This window comes from Legionella sp. PATHC032 (assembly GCF_026191185.1).
Classification (GTDB): domain Bacteria; phylum Pseudomonadota; class Gammaproteobacteria; order Legionellales; family Legionellaceae; genus Legionella.
In genome coordinates this window covers 470,240-496,917 of the sequence record NZ_JAPHOV010000001.1, presented here as the reverse complement: position 1 = coordinate 496,917, position 26,678 = coordinate 470,240, and the positions used below count along the sequence as shown (strand labels likewise).

Here is a 26,678-nt window from a genome sequence, read left to right as displayed (position 1 = left end):
ATTAAATTGTTGTAACATCCTGGGTAAATAAAATACCCAAACCTGTACCTGAATAAACTTCCACAGTTGTTGGTGTATTAAACAATTGTTGCGCCTGTTGACTCCATGCCTTTCCAACGGTAGCCAATCCTATAACCGCATTTTCCAAAGTTGAGCGACCAACGCCATTGGCCACGGTAATATTATTGCCACCACCAGTACCCCCAATGGTGATTGTTGTATTTGCTGACTGGAATGCATTTCCAAATCCTTGTAAGAAAGATGAAGCAAACAAAGAACCATATCGCATTAAATAATGATGATTGGTTCTGCTGGATAGGGCCGTTCTTGCCGTATTTGGGTCAATTGCGTAAGCGGAGATGGATATAGTCTTTTCTGCTCCTGGAATTGACATTGTATTAAAGGTAATCACCATTTTGTCCGCATTAGACGGTAAGTTGAAGCTTCCTATTAATTTTGAGCCTTTTAGCTTACCAGTAACAATAGTTGCCAATATTGGACCCGGTTCATCACTATTCACAGAAGTATCCAGAACTGCAAACATAATATCACCCGTTTTGATAATTGCCTGATTCTGAGCACTATTTGCGCCTTGATCTACTGGCTGATTATTAGCGCCTGTGCCTGTTCCTGGAACTGCGCTTTCACCACCAGATGTTTTTGTTTCCTCCGTACCTTCTGTATACACCTGGGTTTCAACTTTCTTCCAGTCTTGAACCAGCTGAGTCGCTGCCGTAAGCATGTCAGAAGTTCTTTGTTGAATTTCTTGCTGATATTTTTGTTCAGCCAATTGTTCATTCTGCTTTTGCAAAATGGCCTGAAGTTGTTCAGCACTAGAAGCCGCATCACTGGTTGTGGGTCTTGGAGTAGCACCAGGAATTGAAGGAATTCCTGTAATACTTGAGTCGAGTTGTTGTAAATCAGGGCCTTGTAATCCTGCAACAGCTGACTCTTGTGGAGAAAATCCAGCATTTCTCAGTTCAGCTGAGGTATATCCTGCTTTTCTTAGCTCATCAGCAGAATACCCAGCATCCTTTAATTCTGAGGCACTAAATCCTGCGTTTTTCAAATCCGAGGCACTAAAACCGGCATCTTTCAATTCTTTTGCGCTAAATCCGGCATTTTTCAAATCCGAGGCGCTAAAACCAGCATCTTTCAATTCTTTTGCGCTAAATCCGGCTGCTTTCAATTCCGCTGCAGAAAAACCAGCATCTTTTAGATCTTTTGCAGAAAACCCAGCGGCCTTTAGCTGAGCAGCAGTGAATCCAGCCGCTTTTAATTCCGCAGCAGAAAAACCTGCGTCTTTTAGATCTTTTGCACTAAAACCCACATCTTTCAATTCCTGGGCGGAGAAACCTGCATCACGCAATTCCTTTGCGGTGAAACCGGCATCTTTTAAGTCTTTCGCGCTAAAACCCGCTGCCTTTAATTCAGCTGCAGTAAACCCGGCGTCTTTCAGCTCTTTTGCAGTATAACCAGCTGCTTTCAATGCCGCAGCAGAACATCCTAATGTTTGCTTTATTGTCAAAGCACTGACACCAGCTGCCCTCGCTTTTTTTAATGACTCTACGCTGCAATCTGCAACACGCCCGTCTGCAATAATGGATGCAGGATTTAATCCAGCATCTTCCAACTGCTTTGGAGTAAATCCTGCTGCAAGCAATTCTTGAGGGGTAAATCCTGCAGCAAGTAAGGACTGCGCATCATACCCTGCAGCTTTTAAAGCTTCTGCACTGCAACCATTGAGTTCTTTGATGCGTTTCGCAGATACGCCTGCTGAAAATAATTTTTTCAGTTTATCAGGATCGCAGCCAGCCGCCTTTATTTCCGCATCACTCAAAGGAGTTGCAGCGCTGATTTGAGCTGGAGTAAATCCTGCGTTTGCCAAATCGGCATCAGTGAATCCGGCAGCTTTGAGAGCCTGTGCGCTACATCCTGCGTATTGCCTGATTAAAGCAGCACTAACCCCTGCTTCCCTTTCCTTTTTCAAGGCCTCCACATCACAACCAGCATTTTTCACATCTTGCGGAGTAATCCCAGGCGGAAGCTCTGCCTGAGCAGCTTTGATTTGAGCATCAGAAAACCCTGCTTTTGCAAGATCAGTCGGTGTAAATCCCGCGTTTAACAAATCTCTTGCAGTAAATCCAGCATCTTTTAATTCTGCAGCAGAAAAACCCGCTCGTCTTAAGTCTGCGGCGCTGAAACCCGCATCTTTTAACTCTTTAGCGGTATAACCTGCTGCTTTCAACTGCTCAGCGGTACAACCGCTTATTTTTCTAATCGCAGACGCGCTAACCCCTGCCTGACGTAATTTGGCCAATGCAGCAGCTCCACATCCTGCTTTGCGCACATCATCTGCAGTTATACCATCTGGTAAGCCACTTGCTTTTGCAATTTCAGCATCAGAGAACCCGGCTCCTTTTAATTCTCCATCAGAAAAACCTCCATCCTTCATTTCTTGTGCTGTAAAGCCCGCATTACGTAATTCACAAGCATCAAATCCACAATTTCTTAGTCGACCTGCACTATAACCTGCCTCCTTCAGCTGCCTTGCATTATAACCAGCTGCTTTTAACTCTTTACACTCACAAACTTGCTCTAATTCCTGCAAACCGTACCCACTATCTTTTAACTGAACACAGCTACAAGCAGCTTTCAAATCAGTTAATTGGGCTCCCTGATTCACAACTTTTGTAATCACAGATTTGCTACAACTGCCATCTTGTAACTCTTGTATCCATAAACTTCGTTGAGGACCACCTAACTCTTCTTGTGCCAAAGCAGCAAAACCTACTCCACTTTGAGAGCCAATAACACCAACTCCTTCCCCCAATGCTTGAGTACGGATAATTGTTGGAATAGCACTCCCACCTGTTTTTTCAGCAATTTGTGCTTGGGTTACATTTTGTTCTTCTTGCAATTTCGCATATTGAGCGGTTGGATCTAAAACCCCTGGAATAGATTGAATTCCTCCCGGCACAGTAGAAACTTCAGCTGTAGCAATAGAACCGGTAGTAGCACCTCTTATTTTAAAAAAACCTATTACTACTGCAATGATTAATAAAGCTGCTGTAAAAATGATAATTACTCGAGTCCGAGTATTGGAAAACAGTGACTTTAGATTTTCTTTTTTGCTCGCCATTTGCTTATAACCCTTCTACCTTGAGTTGCATGACTTTTCCATGCCAAGACACTAATAAAACCGGAGACTTTTGCATTTCGTAGGCATGCGTTCCATCTGCGCTAGTCATGCTGGCTAACCAGCCCGGCGACAATATAGTGAGATTCGTTCTGACATACATTTTTTCATTAGATAGCCAGGCTCGAGCATCTCCGCCACTAACCACCAGACGCCTACTTCCCGGCGGAGGAACTCCCTCTAACACATGAAGAAGTAAATCATTGGCTGATGGGGGAATGCCTTCTTCAGTTGGCATACTTTTAGCGTTAGGGCCATAACCTTGAACTCGCAAATCCACTCGATAATCCACTGCTTTCTGTCCGGGTATAAGAGTAAGCATTACAGGAGTATTTAATCCTCTTAACCTTACTGCCAAATTACCATAGTTATATAGTTTAGTAGCTTGAATCATTAAAGTATTACTGGTTTTATCCCATTGAATATTAAATGAAGAGGGGTCGCCCAAATCATATGCAGCAATAGGCCAGGGAGCTCCTGTTGAATCCAGGAATACTAAAGAAGACACAAAACCTTGTGATAATCTTATTACTGGTGGTGTTGAACCTGGAGACAAATTAACAAATTGTGATGTCGCTGTAGGTTTAGGTGGAGTGCCTGGCGTTGCAGCTTTGGCATACTCAGAAGTTTCATAGATTTGTTTTAATCTGACCACTTGCTCAGGATTTAACGGATACAAATTACGTGTCATATCCTTAAAAGCCTTTTTATCAATAACCTCGGCATCATCTTGACTAATTATCTGACCCTCACCACCCGCATTTGCTGTTTGATTTGCCGCAGGAACATTAGTCTGCCCAGACTGATTAGACTGTTGTGTTGAATCAGAAGCTGCATTATCACCTCCATCACCGATTCCTACCTGTGCATCAGGAGAAGGGTTTTGTGATAATTTCTGCTGTAGCATACGTAGTTGCTGCAACGCTTGCTGAGCATCATCTGATTGATCAGCCGCATAGGCACTGTATGACATACTGAATGTCAAACCAATCACTAAACAATATTTACATAATTGATAATATTTCTTCATCACTAGGATACCCCACCGCTGGCAGGTCCAACAACAAATTGTGAAATACCTATTCCTCTAGGTGAATTCAACGTTGAAACTCTAGTTATCAGCATCGTTACTACGTTATTTTGTTGTGTAAATTCACTCGCACTCTGATAGGTAACTAATATTGGCATTTGTACTCTCCATGAATACCTGCCATTGAGCACTCCTTTTTGCAAAATGATCGGAGCTCGAGTTGCTACCGCCGACACAACGAGTTTTTTCGCTTTAACCGCATCAAGGTTATTGGATTGCTCTAATGCAGCTAAAAATTGATCCCAACCTTCCGCCGTAAAAAAGCCGGAAGAAGCCTGTAACTCATCGCGATAATTTACGAAATTATACGTAAATGCCGCGATTGCTGCCTGATTAGCCCACTGTAGTACAGCTGAGTCTGATTGGTTTGGTTCATCCAAAGGAAATAAAGGAGTAATACGTCCGTTAATACTTGTTGCAAAGTACTTTGGAGCGGGCGGATGAGTAATCATATAGACAACAAGTGACGCCAAGACCACATTTACCACAATAGCAATCAATAACGCCAATATGACTTTGCGTTGACTATCTTTATAAAACTTATTTCTTAAGGCAACTACAGTTAAGGCATCTTCAGCCATAATATCCTCTAAAAATTATTGCGGTATAATCCTTTGTGAATCTTCATCTGGTGGATCCGGCGGAAGCAATGCCTCAGATGACATATTCGGAGTCAGCATTGGCTTAAGCTGGATAGGAGGTGTTATGCCGCTGGTTGCATAAAAATCTCGCTCAGGTTCATGTATATGAACATAATAAATCAACCCAGATAACCCACAACTCAATCCAAGAGAAAGAATTAGGAGTGTTAAGCCGCGTCTGTAAATATGGACATTAAAATTCTTATTTCGTTTTATTAAAGCCCATGTTTCTCGACTCATTTTTACCTCAATTATGCCACAGCCCGCCTAAATGTGATTTCCACCCTGGCATTGGGTGATCTATCACCACCAAGTGTATAACTAGTTATAGGTTTATCACTACCTAACCCTTGTGTAAAGATTATTCTGCTATCAACTCCCTGAGACCATAGATATTCACTTACAACTCTTGATCTCGCCAATGTCAATGCTCGTTCTCTTTTTACCGACACATATTTACTACTGTAACTAGTTACCGTTATTGCAATTTTGCGAAATTGTTTAAGAAACGTCGCGATCTCATTTAAAAGGCTATAAGAAGCCCAATGTAACCGAGGAGATTGATCCGCAAACAGAGCGCTTGCAGGAATGCTTATTAAATAATTTTGGCCTACTGATGCAACTTTAATCCCTTTTTTATTTAAATCAGTCATCATTTTGATTATTGTCGCATCGCATGCACCATCAACACGGCATGGTAATTTGGGTACTTCATTCTCAGAGACATAACCAGAACGATTACAAGCACTTAGCAATAATAAGAATAGTAATCCAGTTGTTTTAAACAATACATAGATGTAGTTAGTACGAAGTGATCTCACCTGTTATCCCCATCTTTGAAAATAGACTAATTGTGTTATCTATGTCTAACTATCTCAAACATTCCATTTGATAATAAAAACATACAAATCATTACGTTACAATGAATTTAATAAAATTGCCATTTTTTTAAATAATTTATTTATTTAAGATGGGGTTGACTAATTAAGACAAATCAATATATGCCAAATTAATCTATGAGTATACTGAATAATTACCCTATAAATTCAGAATACAAAAGCTCTCTCAAAAGGGAACGATACAGATCATTAACGTCATAAACAAAATTTTAAAGAGACAATATCACTACTCGGATTATAAAAAACTTAGAGTGACTTAAATAAGAACTCTCTTCGTACCCAAGACAAACCATAATCTAACTCCAATTGTCGGCTGAGTCTTTACGTTAACTCCTCCGCAGCCTTTTTATTGGCCTTCTCACGTTCTGCGGAAATATTAGCTGATAAATCTCTTATAATACCAGTAAGTTCCTGAGCATCAATCACATCCCTTTCTTCAGGAGGATAACTAGTCGCTATTTGAAAATCTTTGATTAATTCATTAGCTACTGTCCCAGCGTATTTGTCTTTAGCCCCTGCCAATCGCTCAATCGTTATCATTTGATTTCTTGTTTCATTAATAGGTAATAATGGCTCAGAAAAAGCCTCTTTGTCAGCAACTAATATTGGAGGAGCATTAGGGTCAATTCGTAGTTTGCTGAAAATAGTTAATGCCCCCTCAACTTCTTCTTCGACAATGTCTTCCACAGGCTCAGGTTCATTTTGGCCATGAAATGCAATTAAAGCGGCAACGCCTCGTTCAATAGGCTCCACGATAGTCGATTCTTTTAATGCCTTGCTAATGAGAGTGATTTCTTCGTTCTCTACTGCCTTATTGATACTCAAGTCACCACTTTCAAGAATGCTCTGGAAAGAAGCTAATTGTTTCTGTAGCTTCATTAAATAATCATCTGGTGGTGGTTCTACTTTTAAAAATTGGTTAATTTTTAATTGCTTAACCGGTTTAGGATTAGCATAAAACATGCGAGCACGAACAATTTTGGATTTGAAAAATATATGCGCCTCACCTTCAGTTTGTTCTTTTAAATCCAGGAGATCTACTCTAGCTCTTTTTTCAAAAGAAGAGCTTTTAGTATCCATATAACTATTGGCTATGCTGGTTTCTTTGGTTTGAAACGAATCCACTTTTGTAACATAAGCTTCACCAGCAGTTTTAGTGAAAAAATCCCAAGTTTCGGTGGGATCTTCCAGTTTCATACATATTTTAATGTTTGTATTTGCTCCGATGGAAGCTGCCTCTTCTTTAGATGCTTTTTGGAATGCAGGCAAATCTTGCCCAGCAAAAATAGCAGAAAACCCTAGCGAACGGGCTTGCGCAGGTACTACAGCAAAACCTTGCACTGCGTAATATCCATACTCATCAAGAATACACATATAAGGAGTCGGCGCATTCGTGGGTTTTCTGAGAATAACATCACGGTAATCTCCTTCTACTTCTTCACCTAAACCAGCCGCCATCATAGCTTTTAGTGACGAAACAATAATCTTGCCAAGGTTAGATAATTCATCCGGTGATTTTTCCAGAGCAGGTAATAAAACCACTAATATGCGTCTATTGAGTACCACATCTTTAAAATCGACTTCTGCTAAATTGGTACGAATAATGTGACCATAAGTATCTGCCAGAGAAGAGAAACTTCGTACAAGCTGCATGGTAATAAAACCATGTTGCTCCAAAACTTGTGATACCTGTTTCCCCTTTTTCTCTTTATTATACCCCGGCAAGGTATTTAAATAGTTTCTTAAAGGATCCGTTACCAGTTTTGGAATGGTTTCAATATTGACGCTTTCTTGATCATCTCTGGGAAAAACTTTATCAATTACAATAGATTCCAATCTTTGCAGATCAAAGTAATTTCGAATAGTATTCGCATCAAGGAGAATTGCGCCTTCATCACGCATATACACCAATAAACGCATTAATGCTTCTACGAAAGCTATGGCTCGACCCTTCCACATATCACCATCAGAGGATTGGCCTGAAGACCCCATCAGACTGACTACCAACTGAGTTAGCATGCTGGAAGAACCTTGGCAGAATGGATTTAGTGTATTGGAAAGTCTTTTTTCCTGTGGGCCAACAATATCACGGGCTCCGGTCATGAAGTTGATTAAGAGCAAATCATCTTCACGTCCCATACTCCTCACCATAGAAAACACTTTAGCATACAGGGAGTTATCGCCTTTACCATCAACATAAATAAACCCACTCCCTTGTACCAGGGCATTATATGACAAAGAAACCAAAGTTTCTGTTTTACCACTACCTGTTGAACCGAAAATTAACGCATGGGTACGCATATCATCGTTAGCGAACCAAAGCTCCTCACCAGTTTTTCGGTCATTACCAAAAAAGGTAATACCTCGAGCTATATTCGGTTTATTAATACCTGGTTTCAGATCGTTATAATCCTTTGCGCGCGAAATTTGCGGCAATCGAAAAGGCAACTTTTGCTTTCGGGTATAGCTATAAAGAAAAAATATGCTCCCCATAATCAGCAAAAATGTTGCTGCTTCAGAGAAATAATATGAAACAGCTGCCAAAGAAATAAGAACAATAGAAATATTTGTTGGATCTGCAAAAAAATCTGCCAACCGTTGCGTAAAAGTACGTGTATCCCTCAGTAAAAGGGTTGGATCTAACTCATGACGAGAATCAATACCCCGCATCATGGCTCTAACTCCTCCATTTGACGTGGTGATAATTTCACTTCTTTTACTGCAATTTCCAAGGCTCTAATCGCTTCATCTATCATTGGAACCAATGAACGCCGTCCCATTTCCTTTTCAGCTTTCCAATGTGCGAAAGGACCTGCAACTTCAGAGTATGGAGTTTGCCTGCCTACGCAATTCAGCATATACCATAAACGTCTATCCACAGGTTTTAGCCATAGAAACTCAGAGCTAGGAACCACGCCATCTTCTCTTGCTGCTTCCAGCAGAGAAGCAATCACTGTGAGCACATAAGCATGCTTGGCTACTACTTCCTGTACCAGCTCTGAGTTTTGGTATTTTTTCATCACGGGTCTTGCGACAGAAAAATCAGGTTTCCCATCCACAAATGTTTTATCTAACACTTTAAGAATATTATTCGCTGCATCTCTGTCTCTGTTCATTCGTGCCATAAATACAGCAGACAATGCGTAAGCCTGGGGAGAGCAACGTTCAAAACCATCCCAATAAGGGCCCAATTGCATGGTAAATACTCGTTTGGCATCGCCACGCCGAATCCCCGCTGTCATCTCTTCGCCAGGCACAGGATTATCCAATAATGCGTCGTCCTTTCTCAATAAATTATATTTTCGCGCAAATTCCATAGGTGTTAAAGCCATGGCCCAAGGCCCTTTATTGATATCTTGACTGACCAAATCCTCCTTAATTATAGGCATGATGGCAGGCCAATTGAATTGTTCCTGAGCCCGTAAGCTTTTCATATCGTAGGTTTTGCGATATTTTAGAGTCACATTTGAGTTATAAAGAACAAAGGCTAACACTACCAGGATACAAATAACCGGGTAACGCATGTAATCACCGACCGCACGCATCACAGTCACCATTTGATCCCAATTGACAGTGTTAGGATCAAGGGTTTGCATCAGATAAATTTGATTGGCCAAGAGTTGATTGTTTAAAAACAAATTAACTAATCTTGCTTGCCAGATATTGATAGTAAATACAAAACTCACAATGTACTGATGAGCCAGCGCCCAAATAAAATAAGCAGTAATAAATAACAGTATGACGATCCATACTGGCGCCATGGAATTATCTGAACCCGATTGCTGCTGTTGTTGTGCCATCTCTATATACAATTAGTTAATAGATTCTATATATCAAGTATATACTGCTCGGAGCTATTTTTGCGAGATTTTCGTGTACTATATCAAAATATGAATACAAGGATGATTGAATAAAGCGTCAGGACAGTTAGAGTAGAAATAAATTTTTAACACACTCGAAATCATTACAAGAAAACTGAAACGGTTTATCCATTTTTAATTAGACGACCATTAGAGTATCGATATATACCACTCACATGGACAAAACGACTGATATTTTCCAAACTGATAGATTTATCCTTAAGCGTTAATAACGGTTTACCTAATTTATCTACCGGAGCCTTATCAGCGGATAAATGCAAGATATCAGATTGACTGATATAAATTGCCACATAGGCTTCATTCTGTTTATTTTCTTTTGTTTTTAACATTGCTTTTATGTCTTCTTCATCTGCATAAATAGGCCGTGAAATCATTTGTCGGGGCAAACTTCCCACTATTTTCTCCCAAGACTGAATATTACTTCCATCTGAGGAATATAAAGAAACATAAATTTCCTGCTGACCGCTTCTTAAGGCAATTCGATTTGCTAAATGAGACTCTGCTTTTAACTTAGCCTGACTGGCAGCACCTATCCGCTTTAAAAAACGATCTCGAATTGCAATTAACTTTTTGCCAATCACCCTTAAGAAATTGGATTTATCCCATGGGCCTTTTTCAATAGCATCATTTAAGGCCTTTAAAATAGTTTCTTTTTGTTCATCCGAGAGTTGATCTTTCATAACTTCAATACTTCTTATGGGAACCAAGAATTAGGGCAAATATAAAGAAAGTATAACAGCATTTGTAAAAATCACTGAAATGAAATTAATCTTTCAAGAAGATAATTTGAAACCACGTTCCTCATGGCTTGGTTGCTCAGACGATTTTTCAGGTTCAGGAGCACCAAACATTCTTTCTGGCTTTGTTATTAAAACCGGTTGATTTAAAGCGGCTCTCTCTACCTTTGTATTTAGTTCTGTTAACACCTCAACTGCATCGGTGTTATCCTTCCCTCCGGGATTAAAACTAACAGCCTTTGCAACAGTTAGAATACAATCTTTTACCGGTGAAATAATTTCACTATAGACACTGCCAAGAGTAGCATCAGTTACATCAGATTCACCTATCTCTTTAACACGAGGTGGCGTATAAAAACCAAATGGATTTCGTGCACTGTCATCAGTATTATTACCCATTATTACCACTCCTGAGCTAAATCTCTTACTTTACATATATCAAAATATATCTTTCAATATATCTTGGTCCGATAAAACTTTCTAATTTTTTACAAACAACTAATCATACATTAACTCATCCAGGGGAGTATAATCACGGCTTGGCCCCCCTTGAATAAGCTCATTCATAACATCCGTCATACATAACAAACGTAATACATTTGGCGTCACTTCATCAAAAACAACTCTAATACCTAATAATGCACCTTCGGCCTCGTCATAAGTTGCTCCTAAGCCATAACCTAAACACAAGGAACACAATTGATCCGCTCTCTTGGCAATGGCCGGTAACAACCCTGTTTCTGAAAAAACTTCATCAAAACTTACAAATCTATCGTTCAGGTAAAATTTTGCATTCATGCTTGCTGCAATCTTTGCCATACACTTGCTAATATCTCGTTCCATTTATCTCCACCAGGGTTTAGCAGATCTAACTGAACCAGCTAAAAAACTTCTGAGCCAGCGTAAAAAAACCGGGACAGTGAATCCATAATGTTCAATTATCCCAAAAAAAATTGCAGAAACTAAGACCAAAACACCTGTCCATACCCTTATGTGCATTAGAAATAAAAATATTGGGAATGCCGCCCTCGCATCAACCACAAAAAACCGAGCGCTTCTCGCAGAGTCACGCCAGTGGCTCGTTGCTGAAAATCCACCTGCCATTTTTAAACCTCAAAAAATCATCCTTTTAAAAAAGTATATACTTAAAAAACAGCTTGTGCACGTTGATACTTTCAAGAAACTTAAAATTAAGATTAATTTTTATGCAATTGAATATTGCAAATACGAAGGGTTAGCCACAAATAGATATCCTATGTTAGTAACCCGAACTTAATCCATTGGAGAATGTTTTTTATTAGATGATATCCCTAACATATTAGATAAAATATTTTGCATATCAGGTTTTGCTTCTGGTTCAGCTTGAAGTTTTAACTGTGGAACAGTATCCGCTTCAGTTTGTTCAGTTTCAGCAATTTTATGATTGCTAAACTCTTTGTTCCCTTGCATTTTAGCTAACATTTTGTAGGTACTGTGGATATCCATCCGAAATCCCCTTTTAACAACTCTTAAGTAAGATATCACATACAAATTAAGGAATTATTAAGAGTTTGAAAAAACCAAAAAAATTCTGCACGTATCAACTATTCCCCTTTATAAAATTTAAGTTTCTTAATATTAAGTTAAGTATTTTACAATACAATATCATCTCGAAAACTATTATCAAATTAAAAGTTGCTTGATTAATGACAAACTGCAAAATTGGTAGCACTTTGGAATTAAAACCCTTTCTGGGATATAGTTGTTTTAATTTTTTTATAAATGCCTTTATTTTAATTTTGTTTTCTATCCCGTTGACATCAGGCACATGTTGGGCAAAAAAAAGTGTATATCACAATGAGGTTGTAATGAAAGGAAAAAGAGAATTTTTAAAACATGAATACTCCTCTGACCATTGGTCAATTGATTATACCCGGGCAGGCACCTCAATCGCAGTTATTACTGTCCGGAATAAATATCATTACTCTGTGATTCTTAACCCTACTGATTGTAGAGGTTATCGTATCATTATTCGATACCTGAATGAGGGCGATTCAAGTCTTTCATCTGCTTTTAACCGTCCTTACACTGTATCTGAACAACGAGGATTAAATGACGTTGCCAGTCTCATGACCCAAGTTTATGAAAAATTAGGGCTTATTGTACAATTTTCTCAACTTGGCAATAACTCCCAGTCTTTCGATAAAGAGACCGGAGTAACACTGATTGGAAGTGAGGAAGAACCCAGCATGCTTCATTTGCATATGTGGGGCAGGGGCGCCCCAGACATGGAATATATTGCCGGTGTTCCTCTAAGAGGACCAGAGCCTGGTTTGATGTTTGATTTAATTGCAAAGAATAAAACTCACCCTATTAACCAACATGCCATAAAATGGAATGAAGAGGAGCTCAAAGCCTGTCTCGCCATGTTTAAACTTAAACTGGCTGAATACGTTAATTCACCAGAGTTTACTGAAGAGTTTGGCGATACTCTAAAAGTGACCATTCACGATAAAAAAGAGGTTAGCGAAGCAAAGGAAAGCAGTTTTGGTTTTTTTCATAAAATGAAATCTGCATCAGACGACATGACAACTTTGGAGAAAACCACTTTGGATAAAACCTTAGAAACAAGAGATGATAAAATAAATCCCTTCGGATAATTTGTCAGATAAACATAAATAATATCATCTTTATTGTACTTGAACTTCAGCTAGGAGCAGTATCAAAACTTCTGGATAAAGTTATTTTCAACCATAGACTCTTGAATATTCCTTTTCACAGTCTATTTGCTCCCACTAGTAGTAGATAACCAGATAACAAGATATACAAGCCGATTTTTAATAGTGGTTAACACACCCATCCAAAGTCGAATTTATTGACTTAAGGATTGTCAAAACACATCAACATAGTACGCATGAAGAATTATAAGTTATCAGTTCTGTTGTGAAATTCATGTAGCCTATGGGTAAGCCGCTTGTCGTTTAAACAATTGGCTTGGATAATAGAAATTACATTTGATCAGGACTTACGAAAACTCCAAGGTCGGGCAAAAAATGTTGTTAATGAGGGAGTTTAGATAAACTAAATGACCGAATTAAAAACATTTTTTAACAAAGAGATTGGGGTTTTTCGTAAGTCCTGTTGATTGCAAAAAACAATCTTGCTCGGGATGATTTATTTGAAAAGATTCATTCTTAATGCAAAATTTCCCTGGATTGGATGCCTCGGACAAACCGAGGCAAGTAGGCAATGGGCTCTCAAGTTATCCTCTAACACCCATAAACATTTCCATCTTTTGGCGTATGGTCATTTTTCTTATCCCCACTCTCTTCAACTTTCTTGCTGAAGAGTGAATGGGATTGTAGCGCTCTCTTGACATGCTCCTTATTCACAAGTGCCTGAGTATAGGTGGTTGTATCATTCATCGCATGCTGTAGAAATCCAGCAAGCTCTGGGGTTTCTTTAAAATAGCTATAAAGGTTAACTTTAACACCATACTCTTTGAATATACCCTGTACGAAAGGATCATGAAGAACATCAATGACCTCAAGCATCGCATGAAAACCACGCTTGGCATAAACACCTATGACCTGGATAAGAAAAAGATTGATGTCGTTTTGCAAATCGGAATCTTCTTTATATTCTGCCATATACTTGGCTAACATACCCACAATATTGCAAGTATGCCCGGAAATCGACCCTACGTAAGACGAATACCGGCGGTTATTGTTCCAAAACCATTGTTTTCCCTCTTTATTATCAGGTGCAACAGTTGATGAATCTACCAGCATATTACGCATGGGTTCGCGTTGAGCGTCATAAAAGACAGGAGAACAGCCTCTCATGACTCCGCCACCACAATTCCATACATCCGAACCGACTTTTTCTGAATCAGTCTCAAATTTTCTTTCTTTAATACCCGTCAATTTGTCCCGTTCAACCCGATCGCGTCCTTTATGCGCTTCAGCATGATGTAATACACCGGTAATAAACTCAACTTCTTTCTTGGTAAATTTAGAGGTATCCTTATAACCATTGGCAAAGATACAAATTTTTTGTTCCATCTCTCGTGGAGTATCAACTCGTCCGCAATCACCTAAAAAGAATTGCAGAATTTTATTACATGCCTTCAGCGTGCTATCCCTTAACTCCTCATCTTCGGGCTCTATACCCTCTTCTGTCAAATCAATTTCAAGGGTTTCTTCAGAGTGGGAAAGCCCATTAATATACTGAGCAAGACGGGTTTCAAAAAATCGCCTTGGGTCATTCCTCCTGGGATCAAAAGGCTTAAGGTTTCCAGATGCTTCCATGATTTTTTGAACTTCATTTTTTCCTAATTTTTCTATTACTTCCTTTTTCTTTAATTTTTCCATTATTTTATGCAAGCAGTCATCATATCGAACAAATAAATAATCAGCCGATAATTCTTGCAGAAACCCCTTATCTCCAATTTTTAAGGAGGAAAAAAGACCAATGGTTAATATTAAAAACTCTGAAACATCTGTTTTATCACCAACAAGAGATAAGTATTTACTTAAGTTTATGTTCGTTTTCTTATAGCTGGGATCACCAATCGACGGACGAAATGCGGGTAATACAGAATCAAATGAGATATCGGTTAATTGCGACATAATGGATTTTGCAATTGAGGTATCCACTTTTTCAATTAAAAGAGGCAGTAAGGCTTTTTTGGTTTTCATGCTTAAAGTCCCGGTCTTGCTATCAAGAGACAGCTCAGGAATAGACTGAAAAGCATTCATCAGAATAGTGAGCAATACCTTCTCGCTTTGATTGGCAAGCATCTCTTGTACAAATTCCAAAAGCTCAGGTGAGAGTGGATGTACTTTATCCTTACTAAAAGCACCAAGCATCTCCAAATCAGTTGAATAAGGTATTAATCCAACTTGTCGTATAACTTCTTCGAGTAAAGGTTTATTATGGGTCAACAGTCCTTTTAAGAAGAGAGACTTTAATAATATGTGCTTGGATTTAGGCGCTTCCTCAATTGCTTGACAAAGCCGTTTAAATCGAGAAAAACGCATGTTTTTCATAAAGTCATCTAAAACTTTTTGGGCCTCAATAGTGCTGACTGTAGTATCTACGGTGAATTTTTTGGTTACTTCGTTAATTTTTTGAACCGTTTCATTAGATACCTTAACCACATCTTCAGCAACTTTCTTTGATAAAACACTTAGCTTCTCAGTCGTTTCCTTCGACGTCTTTTTCAGATCTTCTCCCAGTTTCTTTAGAATCTCATCTAAGTTTTGCATATAACCCTCTACCTCTAAACATTGTCATATTTGACAACTTATATTTCACAGCGGGTATGATAAAACACAAAGATTAAGAAAATATTAAACGTATTGTTCAAATTTAAAAAAATGTGTTATTAATTTAAATCAAAAGAAAAATTGATCAAAACAACCAGTATATAAGTAAAATAAATGAACAAAAATATTGTCATTTATACAGATGTTATGCTAAGATGCCAGCAATTTTACTATTACAACACTATGTCTTTAGTTTTAAACAGGTGATTACTATGGGTACAAGAGAAATGAAAATAGCATCAGCCGAATTGCGTGAATTAATGAAGGCAGTGTCTGAAGGTCATTATGAAACTGTCAATACAATACTGGATAAAGATCCTGAGCTTGTAAATCAGTACGTTCCCCCAACTTATGATTCACCCCTGGCTAGAGTATTAAATAAAAAGCACATTGACTACAAAATGCTTGATATTTTGGTTGAGCATCATGTTGATTTTAATTATCCTATCAACCATCACAAAGAAACACCAATTGAATTGGCTTGTAAAAATCAGGATCTTCAATTATTCAAATATTTAGTGCAGCACAATGCCTCCATTTCAGAGCGAGCACCGCATTTCCTGCTGGTGAATAGCACCAATATCAAATACCTGACTGAAGATAAAATTAAAAATACCTGTGAAATCATTAAATTAATGGGTGGTTTGGAAGCTGTTTCTTCTAAATGTGATGCTGAAGGTAATCGCTTCGGAGAACAAGCAAGGAAATCACAATTAATCAATCGCTTAGGTGGTATAGTAAAGTACGATTACATGCAATTGCTGGAATCGGTTTATTCAACTGTTGCTGGAGAGGGGCTTGATGACTCAATCATCACTGTCCTTTTTGGTAGACTTAAAAACCAGCTTTTAATCATTAAAAATCAATATAATTCAAAAGAAACTTATGATCAGCAAAATTTAAAAGATTCTATTAGTCTTTTCTTTATGACCGGTGGAGAAATACCTCCTTTAAGAAAAGTTCCAGAGAGTCGTATTGAAGAAGCCGGCATAGACGCCCCTAAAAATGCCCTTTAAAATTTTTTATCCTACCTACTAATCCATCATGAAACACCAAATTTACTATTTGGTGTTTCATGTTATCCTTGCATGCCTATCTTTTATAAAACTTTCAGCTCATGAGAATACGATTCAATTTTCTAACCTCAATTAGATGATTCTATGATTGCGCCATCATGCGTTTTTTTTAGCTACAATATAAAATTTATGCCAATGTTTATAATAACCCAAAGCATCCATTTCATCCTTTTCTTCTTCTTGAAAATACTCTATTTTGAATTGGGTAAACAAATGGCAAATCATTTCCCGATTTAAAAAAGTCATATCAGTTCTGGTATTCCAGGAATCATTAAAACCAAAAAATGAACCAGAAAATCGACCATCTGGCTCAAGCCCTCTTAAAATAACGTTCCAGAATTTATAGAAATAAACTGGTTTAAGAAAAGGGAGACTAAAACTGGCGTTAATTAAGTTTACTTCAGGAAGAGAATTCAATGTCTCAAATGAAGATACTACTGTTTTTAGATGATTAACCCATGTTAACTCCTGAACCGAAGAAAACAAGCTGTCTATAGCGGCCAATTGCGAATCAATAGCAATGACAGACCAACCGCCACGCAAAAGTTCCATAACATCCATACCGGCACCACATCCCAAATCTATTGCCAATTTAGATATACTGACCTTTTCTTTATCAAAATTTGCAATTGCCTTTAACAAAGACTTTCTGGGTAGAGTGTTTTGTTTCGTAGAATTATAATAAGCGATCCAATTTCTTTTATTCATTGACTGCATACCCCTAGTTACCAAAAAGTAACTAATTGACTGATTTTATTGAATATCTTAGTCTCAAACCTGTTCATTTTATAAAATAAAGGAGTGGATTATGAAAGAAAAACTCATAAAAAAAATTGTCCAGGAAAAACTGTTAAAAAGGCATAGAGGATGGTGTGGCCCAGGAACTTGCATTGGATGATAAAACCGGAATGATGGCACGTTAGCAAAAACGTGCCATTATACTTAAACCAATCAAAGCCCCATAATCATGCATCCTGACTTAAAAGACTTACTCGATTACAGAAATCATAAAATTATTACCCGATATAATATGGATTACCCAACTGCCGCCATGCAAGCAGAAGAGGCATTACAAGAATTAATGAAATTTATTTGGCTCTGCCATAAACATAAAACGGACAAATTACTTTATCCTGGGGATAAAAACCTGAATTTCTCTTGTGTCATTCATGCGGAAATGGTTGATATTGACAAGATGTGGCATACTTTTCTTTTATTCACCAGAGATTATCATGAATTTTGTAATACCCATCTCAATGGAATTTTCTTTCATCATGATCCTTTACTCGAAAAAAACACCCAGGTTTCTGAAGAGGAATATGCCTTGGAACTAACTCGCTATTTAACCTATATCCATGACCATTTAGGTGAGGAAACTTTAATAAAATGGTTTAGATAAATTCGGAATCACAATAAAGCTTCTGTTCACTAAATGTCTTTTCCGCATTGATTATTTTATCCATATTGGTTTCAGTCCAACGGGTAAGTAAAACCAATATAGCACTCAATTCTTTACCCAAAGCGGTTAATGAGTATTCAACCTTCATAGGTAAAACAGGATACGATTGTCTTTGGACAAAGCCATATCGCTCCAATTTCAGTAATGTTTGTGTCAACATTTTGGCTGATATTCCACCGATCTCGCGTTTTAACTCACCAAAACGGTATATTCTTTGGGATAAAAGACTAATAACCAATATAGACCATTTGTCACTAATGCCTTCAAGAACATTATGTGATGGGCACTTCTCATTATAAACACTATAGTCAGGATGAGACATGTTTGTACTCCCTACTTCTAATTACTAATGACCTTCAAACTGAATAAAATGAGTTCGAGCTTTATTCATCAACAACTTAAATCGTTGCAAATGCTGTTCAGATGCTGTTGAGGAATGTAAAACAAACTCTGAAATGCATAATGCAAAAACCAAGCGTCGGATTTCCCAAATCGTTTCCTGAAAAATATCAATTCTTTTTTTAGTATGTTCACTGGTTTTAAAATCCAGTTTCAAATTTTCAGAACTGATGGATATCGGGAGATAATACTCGGTAAATTGGCCACGTAATTTCTCTACAAAGAGTAATGTATTCACTTTTTCTGCATTGGAATTATATATTTTTTTCACAATATTATTTAAAAAATCATAAACCGTCACCTGATGAAAAAAATAAAGTCTATGAGAGTAACGGTATGCCTGAAATAAAAAATAATCGCCAGCCAACACAATAAAAATACCAAACAAGGTGCATATGCCCCGATTAAGAACCATCTCAAAAGGGCCATGAGGCGATGTCACTTCTTCCGTTTGTGCCATTAAAAAAAAGACAACTAAAGTAATAAAAAATACACTAATGTCGTAACGTTTTGTGTTTAACGTAGCAACACTCAAACCAACTATCGCCAGAACGAACAGGATGGATATCAATCGATAGTTCAATTGGAGTAAATAAAGTAAGGGAATCAAAAGGATGAGAGCTAAAAGTGTTCCCCAAATCCGATGTTTAGCTCTTCTGATAATTAATCCTGGTTCAATACCCGCACTAACTGACAGAACAGTTATCAATACCCACCACTTTTCAGGAAAGGTTGAAAACAAAAAAATGAGCATGGCAACCATGAACATGATGAGCAGGTGAACAAGGCGAGCATAATCAAGCTTTTTCTTCAATGCTGAAGTATCATGCATAATTGATTCCAATGATTAAATGCTTTTTGTAAACATCCCATGACATATTGTTGTAATTTTGACTCAGGCACGATAGACATTTTAGGAGTGCAGCTGGGTGTATTGGTTTTTATTGCACATCTAAGCGTATAAAGATTCTCTTTCACTTCATGCCAGAAAGCCTCATTTTTGGCTTCATAATAAAGATTATCTAAAGAAAATTGAATGTTGCGTATGTTGATTGAAATTTGCTGCGTATAAATCATATATTTTTTGGGGATAAGTCTACGATATTGTCTAATTACGCTCAGATTTATCATTTCTTCCTGCATGAATCTCAGACCACGATGACTAAATGATTTTTCAATATCCAGCTCAAGAGATTGAATGAATTTTGCCATAGCCCTCTTCCATACTCTGAGATATTGGTTTGGAAAAAATCTTAAGCAAATGAATATGGCAATCATCGATAATGCGCTTGACCCAATAATGTCATAAACAATTTGCCAATTTGCAGGGGGCTCTGTACTTAAAATTGTTGCTCCAGATGCAACAATCAACATAGTCACATTCTTTAATGAAAGATATTTTTTCAGTACATAAAAATAAACGCTTGTTAACGCAATAATTGAGAAAAAGAAAAATACAACACGAAATGGGTAAACAAGATAAAAAGAAGTACTCAGCAGTATCACTACCACTCCAATAAAAATCAAAAAATGCTCTTTCTCTTGAAAACTGGCAAGACTGGGAGATTCATAAAATCTTACCAGCAAAAATGGTGAAAAAAATGCTGTAAAATTCGTGGGACGAAATATCCAATAAACATAGGCCATTATTGTAGCAATAAAAAGTGATTTATAGAGCGCTATTCGTTGAATAGCATAGGGGTCAACCTGCTCAACCCAATCAATAAACTTCGACATAGACATAAGCACTAGCTCCGACACGAAGCGGATATTTAGGGTCAGGGTCAGTAACCTTGATAATAACAGGAAGGCGTTGGGGCAATAAAATCCATTGATTTTCATTGATAACATTTTGCAGCTGCGTACGCACATCTACCAATTGCCTATTCGCAGACCAATAATCAGAATCAATGACACCATGAAACATTTTTCTTCCTAAATACATTCTTGGAAATATCAATACCTTTGAACCCTTGCGCACATCACGCAAATCCGTCTCATTAAAATTGGCCTGAATATAAATATTATCCTGATCAACCAACGAGAATAATGGCTGATTGATATTTACCGGAGTTCCTATGGTAAAAAACAAATTTTGAATAACCCCACTACCCTGCGCATAAACATCCGTTAAATCCAAATTGACTTTGGCATTTTTTAATCGGGCCTGAATTGATTTTATTTCATTCTCCTGAACTATTATTTGATGCTGATCTATTTCCAGTTGTTTCAATGAAGCCTGCCATTTATCTTTAGCTGCTTTTGTTTCTTGTTGGGAATTTTGCAGAGTTATAAGAGAAACAGATCTTATAGCATAGCCTTTAAGATATTTTTGATCATCTTGCGCCAGTTTTGTGTATATTTTTTGCTCATTTTGACTGAGTTTGAAATCCCGTTCGTACGTGGTTTTTAATACAGCCAACTTTGCCTGTGCTCCAGCTAAATCAGCGCTGAGTTGCTCAACTGTGTATTCATAGGGCTTTTTGAATACGGTAAACAGTTTTTGTCCCTTACAAACTACATCACCATTTTTTACATAAAGATCAGTTATGTATCCGCTTGTTAGTGCCGCAACTGGTCGTACATTATTTACGACAAACGCATTATCAGTAAAAGGAATCAAATAGGAAAAAACATAGATAATTGCAGTAAGAAAACCAATAAAAATAATCAAATTAGTGAGGGTAAACCAACGTTTTGGTTTTAAACGCAGCAAATACTCTTTTATTTTTCCACTATATTCCATCAATTTTTTCATAAAATAGCCAACCAGTTTCCCTTGGTATATAACAATAATGCGAAATTAGCCTATCTCATCGAACAGCTCAAGAGATGAGAACTGGAATTCTAGCTTGTTTGGCAACTTTTAAAATCAGTGCGTTGCAAACCAAACCGATTTAGTCACTATAAGCATACCCACCAGCCAAATCTTGATACAACATAACCAGTGACATAGCCAATTCCAGCTTCGCCTGATTTGTTGAGAGTGCCAAGTTATCCAGATAAACCTTACTCTCCAATAACTCTTTATAAGACATTAGCCCTGTTTTTAATAAACCATTTTGTAACTTGTATTTATGCTGATACTCTTCTTGTGCATGTAGATAGGATAAAAATTGCTCTCTCATGCGCTTATTAGCTGAAAAAGCATTATCAACTTCTTTTAAAATTAATCGGACTGTCTTAACGTATTCGACCAATTTTGCATTATAAACTCCCTTACTAACTGAAATTTTACCCAGAGTATTTGGATTAATTGCCCAGTTTACGTACGCATCCGTTGCTTGTTCAAACGTGCTATTAGGCAAATGCGCCTCTCCAATAAAATCATCCAGCTGCATAACAGGAAAAAAATTACTATAAGCGACAAAAATACCTATACGAGCCGCTTTTAAGGAATATTCGGCCATCTTCATATCGGGGCGATTACTTAATACAGTAGCGGGTAAGCTTCCGGGTTTAAAGCGTGTAAAATCCAATTGAGCAAAATTATTTTTGCTTTTGATTAAACCAGGATTCTCATTGATTAAATAACGCAACGCATTCTGGCTAACAACAATGTTGTGCTTAATAGGTTTTATTTGTGCTGCTATCAAGCGCTCGTTAGATTGTAACTGAGCCAAATCAATATCATTTTTTAATCCTATATTGATTTCTTTCCTGCTCAAAGCAATTAACGATTTTAAATCCCTGTCCAGTTCATACAATAATTTAAGTTGCTCCAACTGCGCAATCAAAGTGAAATAAGCTGCAGTTACCTGACCAATTAAGGTCAAGCGCAAACCATCAATGGCTGCCTGATGATATTGGACCTGATATTGAGCCCGCTTTTGCTGAGTATAAAGTTGCATAATATTCAAAACATAACTTGGCCATATTCCATAAAACCCTCCTGGCACCCCAAGAGCAGGATTAGTAGAATATCCCCCCAATATTTGAATATTAGGTATCCAACTCAACTTCACTTGCTGTAACTCTCCTTGTGCTTGTTGTAAATTAGCCATCGCAATATGAATATCCATATTGGTTTTCAAACCAGCATCAATTATACGATCCAACTCCGGATCCTGAAACTGCTTCCACCAGGCTAAATAAGGTAATTCTTGAACTGGGCGATAATCCCTGGGACTGGAAGGGAATTGTTTAGGTGTTATAATATTAGAAACTTGCTGATCCGTGCTTTGCCCACAGCTTAACAAACCTGCTCCCAACAATAATAAGAACATTAATTTTTTAAGCATGCACATCATCGTTTATTTCAAAGTGAATGTTTATCATTGTAATTTATAATTCATCTAATGGTGAAAGTATATTTAAATTTCAACAAGGAGCTCCCATGATCAAAAAAATCGCATTTACCATGTATCCTGTTCAAGATATGGATAGAGCAAGGCAATTTTATGAAAAAACACTTGGACTTGAAGTTGGCAAAATTTCTGCAGAGGGGGCATGGGTAGAATATGATTTACCTCAAGGAGGTTGCTTTGCAATTACTACATTGGCTCAAGGAGTTATCCCTAGTGCAAATTCCGGAGGAAGCGTTGCTTTTGAAGTAGATAATCTTGACGATCTGGTATCCCAACTAAAATCCAAAGGAGTTCAATTCAAAATTGATCTGTTCACTTCGCCTGTTTGCAAAATGGCAATCGCCTTCGATTCAGAAGGAAACGCGATCACTTTACATCAATTAACATGATTGTTTCCAGGAGTACTTGTGAGGGTCTCTAAAGGAGCCCTCCGCCCAAATCAGTGGTATGCAAAGTGTCAATATTTCCAAAAATATAAAATAACACCCACCTTTAGTATGCCTCGTTTGCTAGTAGGACTTACAAAAAACTCCAAGGCCGAGGCAAAAAATGTTTTTCATGAGGGAGTTTAGATAAACTAAATGGCCGAATTAAAAACATTTTTTAACAAAGAGATTGAGATTTTTCGTAAGTCCTGACTAACTCACCCAAGGTAGACAGTAAACTTTTTAATTTACTTTCAAGGTAAGGAATAGAAGGCATGGAAGCTTGCCAAATGCCTTGAGGCCACAAAGGATCACTTTTTCTGCGGATAACAATATGTATATGTAATTGCGGAACAATATTGCCAAGAGCGCCTATATTAAGCTTGTCTGGTTTAAAGTAATCACTAGCCAGAAGAGACAGTTGATTGATTTCCTCAATTAATAAAAACCGATCACTCTTTTCAAGTTGATAAATTTCTTGAATATCCATTCTTCTTGGAACCAAAATAAACCAGGGATATGAGGCGTCATTTTTTAAAAGAACTGTAGATAAAGGCCATTCTCCAAGTATAAAAGAAGACGACTTAATCCGATCATCAATGCTAAACAAAATACTCTCTCTGTCAATAAGTACTCAATCATTGTAACAAAAACATGACCTCAAAATTATAAGAATTACAGATAAATTTTAATAAACCTATTGAGTAATGATCCCTTTTTGCGTTATGTTGAAATGACCTATTGTAAAATAGGCTTTTAACAATTGTCATTTAAGGAAGAATGCAATTGCTCAGCTGACCGCTTATGTCAGTCGACGATTGATAAGCTTTAGCATAAGGAGGATTCATGGCTAGAGGCGAAGTCAAGTGGTTTAATAACGCCAAGGGTTGGGGTTTTATTATCCCGGAAGGTGGCGGCGAAGATATTTTTGTTCACTTCTCGTCAATTCACGGTACTGGATACAAAACGCTGGTTCCAGGGCAGGCGGTTACCTATGATGTAGTCAATGGTGAAAGAGGTTTGCATGCCTCTAACGTTGTTGCTCTTAGTGAAAACGCTGAACAAGAAGAAATAGCTTAATCTAATTGATGTGATAAACTATTAAGCGTGGCAGTATAACTAATATTTATGCTGCTGCGTCCATCAACTTAAGGTATTATGTCCTTTATTTTATAACCGGACTTTAGCTGATGAGACGTGGCTTATTACTGTTAAATCTTGGCACTCCCGATAACGCTGATATCAAAGCGGTAAAACCCTATTTGCGTGAATTTCTTACTGACAAAAGAGTGATAGACTTACCAGCTATCCTGAGATATATCCTTGTATATTGTTTGATTTTACCCTTTAGATCGCCAAAATCAGCCCAGGCTTACCAATCGATATGGACTGAAAACGGATCTCCACTTTTATATCACAGCCAAAATTTAGTGATAAAACTACAGGCTGTAGTTGACAATGAGTACAAAATTGCCTTGGGAATGCGCTATGGGACTCCATCCATTACAACTGCGCTTGCAGAATTAAAAGATTGTCATTCCCTTACCATTTTACCCTTATTTCCTCAATATTCTTCTGCAGCTACAGGCTCAGCTGTTGAAAAAATCATGACCTATTTTGCAAGCCAAGAAATAATCCCATCAATCAAGATCATTCGAGATTTCTACCAAAGACCAGAATATATCCATGCACAAGCTAAAATTATGGAGCCCTATATTAAGGATAATTTCCATCTTCTTTTTAGCTACCATGGGATTCCCGAACGGCACATTCATAAAAGCGGATGCAATACGCTTTGTCCCCAAATATGCAAACCCATAGATGATAAAAATCAAGCATGTTATAGGGCTCAATGCTACCAAACCAGTCTATTACTGGCAAAAGAATTGCAGTTAAGCACTCACCAATATACAACGGCCTTCCAATCCAGACTCGGGAAAACTCCCTGGATAAAACCTTATACCGATAAAGTTCTTGCCGAACTCATCAACAAAGGAATTAAAAATATTGTAGTCTCCTGCCCTTCTTTTGTCGCAGATTGCCTGGAAACTCTTGAGGAAATAGGAATGCGTGCAAAAGAACAGTGGGAAAAACTTGGTGGTGAACAATTTATATTAATTCCTTGCATGAATGATCATCCTGAATGGGTCAAAGCAATTCAAAGTATTGTTAGCGCGCCATTTTAACCTGTCGTCTTGCTAATTTCACTACATACAGTCATAATAAAATCACGTTTTACGTTAAATATTTATTGCAAAACAATAAATTTATTATAAAATACGCATGATCTCATCTTAGAAGGACAGTTATAATGCAAAAAATAAAATCTGTGAGTCATTTGCTTTTTCTATTATTCAGAACATTAGCCTATGGCCTCCCTCTTGTAACGGCTTATTTCATTTTATTTCATTTCGAGAGCATGCTGAATTGGGGAGGATGGCATTCCCTGCTATCAACCCCGGTGCAAGACCCCTCTCAGTTTTCTTTGTTGCATCGTTTCATTATTTTATCAATAGAAGCCTTACCTTTATCGATTAACGTTCTAATTTGTCATCAATTGGCAAAGCTGTTTCACCTATATGAGCATGGCCATTTATTTGAAGAAGAAAACATTCGACTTATTAGGAATATAAGTATTTACCTTATATCAGGTGAACTTATACAATTGCTTTATCAACCATTGATCACAGCGGCTTTAACCTTTACCAATCCATCTGGTCAACGTATCGCAAGCATCACCTTGGGAACAGCTAACCTGTCCACGTTAATTACTGCTTTTATCATTTTGATCGCTTCCTGGATTATTAAGGAAGCACATAAATTAAAGACAGATGCCTTATTAACCATTTAATGTGAACTTCAGCGTAAGAAAATCAAGAGATTTTCTTACGCCAATCTCAATCAGTTTATATCCCGTTTGTTATTTAAGGAGGTTCAATCGATGTCAATTATTGTTAATTTGGATGTGATGATGGCAAAAAGAAAGTGTCGACTTAGAGATTTAGCCGAAGCAATAGGCATTACTGAAGCGAATTTATCCATTTTAAAAAATGGTAAAGCCAAAGCAATACGTTTTGCGACTCTTGAGGCCATTTGTGCTTACTTGCATTGTCAACCTGGAGATCTGCTTGAGTATCAATCCATTGAAGATAAGCACCTTATAAGAGATAGAGCTTAATCAGAGCAAAGATTTTAGTCAGGGGTTACGGTAATAAGTCCGAGCGTGAAGTTTCATATATTTCCCAACCCAATTGTA

At 37.6% G+C, this 26,678-nt stretch carries 28 protein-coding genes; 8 read left to right on the top strand and 20 right to left on the bottom strand.

Translation table 11 applies throughout. The features are described 5' to 3' along the window. Position 1 precedes the first annotated feature (1 nt). The 12 genes from dotG to OQJ02_RS02240 all read right to left on the bottom strand — a co-directional run bounded on the left by dotG (position 2) and on the right by OQJ02_RS02240 (position 11,932). Entirely contained in the window at positions 2 to 3,142 is a 3,141-nt protein-coding gene (gene dotG / locus OQJ02_RS02295; RefSeq protein WP_265717691.1) for a type IVB secretion system protein DotG/IcmE, read from the bottom strand. 4 nt (positions 3,143 to 3,146) lie between these two features. After that, complete coding sequence (gene icmK / locus OQJ02_RS02290; RefSeq protein WP_265719786.1) at positions 3,147 to 4,229, bottom strand: type IVB secretion system protein IcmK/DotH; 1,083 nt, start codon at positions 4,227 to 4,229, stop codon at positions 3,147 to 3,149. A 2-nt stretch (positions 4,230 to 4,231) separates the two neighbouring features. Beyond that, positions 4,232 to 4,870, bottom strand: coding sequence for a type IVB secretion system apparatus protein IcmL/DotI (locus OQJ02_RS02285; RefSeq protein WP_061485269.1), 639 nt, complete (start codon positions 4,868 to 4,870; stop codon positions 4,232 to 4,234). Between the two features lie 15 nt (positions 4,871 to 4,885). Further along, a complete protein-coding gene (icmM, locus tag OQJ02_RS02280) occupies positions 4,886 to 5,170 on the bottom strand; it encodes a type IVB secretion system protein IcmM/DotJ (protein ID WP_027226416.1) in 285 nt (94 codons plus the stop codon). Between the two features lie 11 nt (positions 5,171 to 5,181). After that, positions 5,182 to 5,751 (bottom strand): type IVB secretion system protein IcmN/DotK, encoded by a 570-nt coding sequence (icmN, locus tag OQJ02_RS02275; protein ID WP_265717690.1) that lies wholly within the window; start codon positions 5,749 to 5,751, stop codon positions 5,182 to 5,184. A 399-nt stretch (positions 5,752 to 6,150) separates the two neighbouring features. Beyond that, a complete protein-coding gene (icmO, locus tag OQJ02_RS02270; protein WP_265717689.1) occupies positions 6,151 to 8,502 on the bottom strand; it encodes a type IVB secretion system protein IcmO/DotL in 2,352 nt (783 codons plus the stop codon). Continuing rightward, positions 8,499 to 9,629, bottom strand: coding sequence for a type IVB secretion system coupling complex protein DotM/IcmP (gene icmP / locus OQJ02_RS02265; protein WP_265717688.1), 1,131 nt, complete (start codon positions 9,627 to 9,629; stop codon positions 8,499 to 8,501). Before icmP ends, icmO begins: the two co-directional genes overlap by 4 nt. Positions 9,630 to 9,814: 185 nt before the next feature. Continuing rightward, positions 9,815 to 10,390 (bottom strand): Dot/Icm secretion system protein IcmQ, encoded by a 576-nt coding sequence (icmQ, locus tag OQJ02_RS02260; RefSeq protein ID WP_265717687.1) that lies wholly within the window; start codon positions 10,388 to 10,390, stop codon positions 9,815 to 9,817. Between the two features lie 93 nt (positions 10,391 to 10,483). Next, complete coding sequence (locus OQJ02_RS02255; protein WP_265717686.1) at positions 10,484 to 10,846, bottom strand: phosphoesterase; 363 nt, start codon at positions 10,844 to 10,846, stop codon at positions 10,484 to 10,486. Between the two features lie 99 nt (positions 10,847 to 10,945). Next, complete coding sequence (icmS, locus tag OQJ02_RS02250) at positions 10,946 to 11,290, bottom strand: type IVB secretion system protein IcmS (RefSeq protein ID WP_014843348.1); 345 nt, start codon at positions 11,288 to 11,290, stop codon at positions 10,946 to 10,948. Further along, positions 11,291 to 11,551, bottom strand: a complete 261-nt coding sequence (gene icmT, locus OQJ02_RS02245; protein WP_265717685.1) for a type IVB secretion system protein IcmT — start codon at positions 11,549 to 11,551, stop codon at positions 11,291 to 11,293. A gap of 168 nt (positions 11,552 to 11,719) precedes the next feature. Then, a complete protein-coding gene (locus OQJ02_RS02240) occupies positions 11,720 to 11,932 on the bottom strand; it encodes a hypothetical protein (RefSeq protein ID WP_265717684.1) in 213 nt (70 codons plus the stop codon). A gap of 362 nt (positions 11,933 to 12,294) precedes the next feature. Here OQJ02_RS02240 and OQJ02_RS02235 point away from each other — a divergent pair, with 362 nt between their 5' ends. Continuing rightward, complete coding sequence (locus OQJ02_RS02235) at positions 12,295 to 13,086, top strand: hypothetical protein (protein WP_265717683.1); 792 nt, start codon at positions 12,295 to 12,297, stop codon at positions 13,084 to 13,086. A gap of 609 nt (positions 13,087 to 13,695) precedes the next feature. On the opposite strand, the gene ceg14 is transcribed toward OQJ02_RS02235, so the two are convergent. Then, positions 13,696 to 15,696: a Dot/Icm T4SS effector Ceg14/sidL gene (ceg14, locus tag OQJ02_RS02230; protein WP_265717682.1), complete on the bottom strand. Its 2,001-nt coding sequence runs from the start codon at positions 15,694 to 15,696 to the stop codon at positions 13,696 to 13,698. Positions 15,697 to 15,959: 263 nt separating this feature from the next. Between ceg14 and ankJ the strand changes: the two genes are divergently transcribed. After that, complete coding sequence (ankJ, locus tag OQJ02_RS02225) at positions 15,960 to 16,772, top strand: Dot/Icm T4SS effector AnkJ/LegA11 (RefSeq protein ID WP_265719785.1); 813 nt, start codon at positions 15,960 to 15,962, stop codon at positions 16,770 to 16,772. A gap of 156 nt (positions 16,773 to 16,928) precedes the next feature. Here the strand turns inward: ankJ and OQJ02_RS02220 are convergent, their stop codons facing one another. After that, positions 16,929 to 17,540, bottom strand: coding sequence for a class I SAM-dependent methyltransferase (locus OQJ02_RS02220; protein ID WP_265717681.1), 612 nt, complete (start codon positions 17,538 to 17,540; stop codon positions 16,929 to 16,931). 259 nt (positions 17,541 to 17,799) lie between these two features. On the opposite strand from OQJ02_RS02220, the gene OQJ02_RS02215 reads away from it, so the two are divergent. Beyond that, positions 17,800 to 18,231, top strand: a complete 432-nt coding sequence (locus tag OQJ02_RS02215) for a glycine-rich domain-containing protein (RefSeq protein ID WP_265717680.1) — start codon at positions 17,800 to 17,802, stop codon at positions 18,229 to 18,231. Here OQJ02_RS02215 and OQJ02_RS02210 read toward each other — a convergent pair. The 5 genes from OQJ02_RS02210 to OQJ02_RS02190 all read right to left on the bottom strand — a co-directional run bounded on the left by OQJ02_RS02210 (position 18,224) and on the right by OQJ02_RS02190 (position 22,940). After that, complete coding sequence (locus OQJ02_RS02210; RefSeq protein ID WP_265717679.1) at positions 18,224 to 18,613, bottom strand: winged helix-turn-helix transcriptional regulator; 390 nt, start codon at positions 18,611 to 18,613, stop codon at positions 18,224 to 18,226. The two genes, OQJ02_RS02215 and OQJ02_RS02210, sit on opposite strands and share 8 nt — an antisense overlap. 24 nt (positions 18,614 to 18,637) lie before the next feature. Further along, a complete protein-coding gene (locus OQJ02_RS02205) occupies positions 18,638 to 19,522 on the bottom strand; it encodes an FUSC family protein (RefSeq protein WP_265717678.1) in 885 nt (294 codons plus the stop codon). Then, complete coding sequence (locus OQJ02_RS02200; RefSeq protein ID WP_265717677.1) at positions 19,501 to 20,433, bottom strand: hypothetical protein; 933 nt, start codon at positions 20,431 to 20,433, stop codon at positions 19,501 to 19,503. The genes OQJ02_RS02205 and OQJ02_RS02200 overlap by 22 nt, the downstream gene beginning before the upstream one ends. Continuing rightward, the gene (locus OQJ02_RS02195) at positions 20,411 to 21,448 is read right to left on the bottom strand and encodes an HlyD family secretion protein (protein WP_265717676.1); all 1,038 of its coding nucleotides are present in this window, start codon (positions 21,446 to 21,448) and stop codon (positions 20,411 to 20,413) included. The genes OQJ02_RS02200 and OQJ02_RS02195 overlap by 23 nt, the downstream gene beginning before the upstream one ends. Before the next feature lie 139 nt (positions 21,449 to 21,587). Beyond that, positions 21,588 to 22,940, bottom strand: coding sequence for a TolC family protein (locus tag OQJ02_RS02190; protein WP_265717675.1), 1,353 nt, complete (start codon positions 22,938 to 22,940; stop codon positions 21,588 to 21,590). A gap of 86 nt (positions 22,941 to 23,026) precedes the next feature. On the opposite strand from OQJ02_RS02190, the gene OQJ02_RS02185 reads away from it, so the two are divergent. Next, positions 23,027 to 23,386 (top strand): VOC family protein, encoded by a 360-nt coding sequence (locus OQJ02_RS02185; protein ID WP_265717674.1) that lies wholly within the window; start codon positions 23,027 to 23,029, stop codon positions 23,384 to 23,386. 214 nt (positions 23,387 to 23,600) lie between these two features. Here OQJ02_RS02185 and OQJ02_RS02180 read toward each other — a convergent pair whose 3' ends face one another. Further along, positions 23,601 to 24,032, bottom strand: a complete 432-nt coding sequence (locus OQJ02_RS02180; protein WP_265717673.1) for an HIT domain-containing protein — start codon at positions 24,030 to 24,032, stop codon at positions 23,601 to 23,603. A gap of 236 nt (positions 24,033 to 24,268) precedes the next feature. Here OQJ02_RS02180 and OQJ02_RS02175 point away from each other — a divergent pair, with 236 nt between their 5' ends. From OQJ02_RS02175 to OQJ02_RS02160, 4 genes are all read left to right on the top strand, one after another. Beyond that, a complete protein-coding gene (locus OQJ02_RS02175; protein WP_010946175.1) occupies positions 24,269 to 24,502 on the top strand; it encodes a cold-shock protein in 234 nt (77 codons plus the stop codon). Positions 24,503 to 24,612: 110 nt separating this feature from the next. Beyond that, the gene (gene hemH / locus OQJ02_RS02170) at positions 24,613 to 25,608 is read left to right on the top strand and encodes a ferrochelatase (RefSeq protein ID WP_265717672.1); all 996 of its coding nucleotides are present in this window, start codon (positions 24,613 to 24,615) and stop codon (positions 25,606 to 25,608) included. A gap of 125 nt (positions 25,609 to 25,733) precedes the next feature. Then, the gene (locus OQJ02_RS02165; RefSeq protein ID WP_265717671.1) at positions 25,734 to 26,273 is read left to right on the top strand and encodes a DUF2975 domain-containing protein; all 540 of its coding nucleotides are present in this window, start codon (positions 25,734 to 25,736) and stop codon (positions 26,271 to 26,273) included. 90 nt (positions 26,274 to 26,363) lie between these two features. Beyond that, positions 26,364 to 26,600 (top strand): helix-turn-helix domain-containing protein, encoded by a 237-nt coding sequence (locus tag OQJ02_RS02160; RefSeq protein ID WP_265717670.1) that lies wholly within the window; start codon positions 26,364 to 26,366, stop codon positions 26,598 to 26,600. Positions 26,601 to 26,678 lie beyond the last annotated feature (78 nt).

Bases quoted from the DNA above. Each gene is read 5' to 3' on its own strand.
- icmM (WP_027226416.1), bottom strand. From the start codon at position 5,170: ATGAGTCGAGAAACATGGGCTTTAATAAAACGAAATAAGAATTTTAAT.
- OQJ02_RS02220 (WP_265717681.1), bottom strand. From the start codon at position 17,540: ATGAATAAAAGAAATTGGATCGCTTATTATAATTCTACGAAACAAAAC.
- icmP (WP_265717688.1), bottom strand. From the start codon at position 9,629: ATGGCACAACAACAGCAGCAATCGGGTTCAGATAATTCCATGGCGCCA.
- icmT (WP_265717685.1), bottom strand. From the start codon at position 11,551: ATGGCAGGTGGATTTTCAGCAACGAGCCACTGGCGTGACTCTGCGAGA.
- icmS (WP_014843348.1), bottom strand. From the start codon at position 11,290: ATGGAACGAGATATTAGCAAGTGTATGGCAAAGATTGCAGCAAGCATG.
- OQJ02_RS02205 (WP_265717678.1), bottom strand. From the start codon at position 19,522: ATGCATGATACTTCAGCATTGAAGAAAAAGCTTGATTATGCTCGCCTT.
- icmK (WP_265719786.1), bottom strand. From the start codon at position 4,229: ATGAAGAAATATTATCAATTATGTAAATATTGTTTAGTGATTGGTTTG.
- OQJ02_RS02255 (WP_265717686.1), bottom strand. From the start codon at position 10,846: ATGGGTAATAATACTGATGACAGTGCACGAAATCCATTTGGTTTTTAT.
- OQJ02_RS02190 (WP_265717675.1), bottom strand. From the start codon at position 22,940: ATGATGTGCATGCTTAAAAAATTAATGTTCTTATTATTGTTGGGAGCA.
- icmO (WP_265717689.1), bottom strand. From the start codon at position 8,502: ATGATGCGGGGTATTGATTCTCGTCATGAGTTAGATCCAACCCTTTTA.
- ceg14 (WP_265717682.1), bottom strand. From the start codon at position 15,696: ATGCAAAACTTAGATGAGATTCTAAAGAAACTGGGAGAAGATCTGAAA.
- OQJ02_RS02185 (WP_265717674.1), top strand. From the start codon at position 23,027: ATGATCAAAAAAATCGCATTTACCATGTATCCTGTTCAAGATATGGAT.
- OQJ02_RS02165 (WP_265717671.1), top strand. From the start codon at position 25,734: ATGCAAAAAATAAAATCTGTGAGTCATTTGCTTTTTCTATTATTCAGA.
- hemH (WP_265717672.1), top strand. From the start codon at position 24,613: ATGAGACGTGGCTTATTACTGTTAAATCTTGGCACTCCCGATAACGCT.
- icmQ (WP_265717687.1), bottom strand. From the start codon at position 10,390: ATGAAAGATCAACTCTCGGATGAACAAAAAGAAACTATTTTAAAGGCC.
- OQJ02_RS02235 (WP_265717683.1), top strand. From the start codon at position 12,295: ATGAAAGGAAAAAGAGAATTTTTAAAACATGAATACTCCTCTGACCAT.
- OQJ02_RS02160 (WP_265717670.1), top strand. From the start codon at position 26,364: ATGTCAATTATTGTTAATTTGGATGTGATGATGGCAAAAAGAAAGTGT.
- OQJ02_RS02285 (WP_061485269.1), bottom strand. From the start codon at position 4,870: ATGGCTGAAGATGCCTTAACTGTAGTTGCCTTAAGAAATAAGTTTTAT.
- dotG (WP_265717691.1), bottom strand. From the start codon at position 3,142: ATGGCGAGCAAAAAAGAAAATCTAAAGTCACTGTTTTCCAATACTCGG.
- OQJ02_RS02175 (WP_010946175.1), top strand. From the start codon at position 24,269: ATGGCTAGAGGCGAAGTCAAGTGGTTTAATAACGCCAAGGGTTGGGGT.
- OQJ02_RS02195 (WP_265717676.1), bottom strand. From the start codon at position 21,448: ATGAAAAAATTGATGGAATATAGTGGAAAAATAAAAGAGTATTTGCTG.
- OQJ02_RS02210 (WP_265717679.1), bottom strand. From the start codon at position 18,613: ATGTCTCATCCTGACTATAGTGTTTATAATGAGAAGTGCCCATCACAT.
- OQJ02_RS02200 (WP_265717677.1), bottom strand. From the start codon at position 20,433: ATGTCTATGTCGAAGTTTATTGATTGGGTTGAGCAGGTTGACCCCTAT.
- OQJ02_RS02215 (WP_265717680.1), top strand. From the start codon at position 17,800: ATGCATCCTGACTTAAAAGACTTACTCGATTACAGAAATCATAAAATT.
- OQJ02_RS02240 (WP_265717684.1), bottom strand. From the start codon at position 11,932: ATGGATATCCACAGTACCTACAAAATGTTAGCTAAAATGCAAGGGAAC.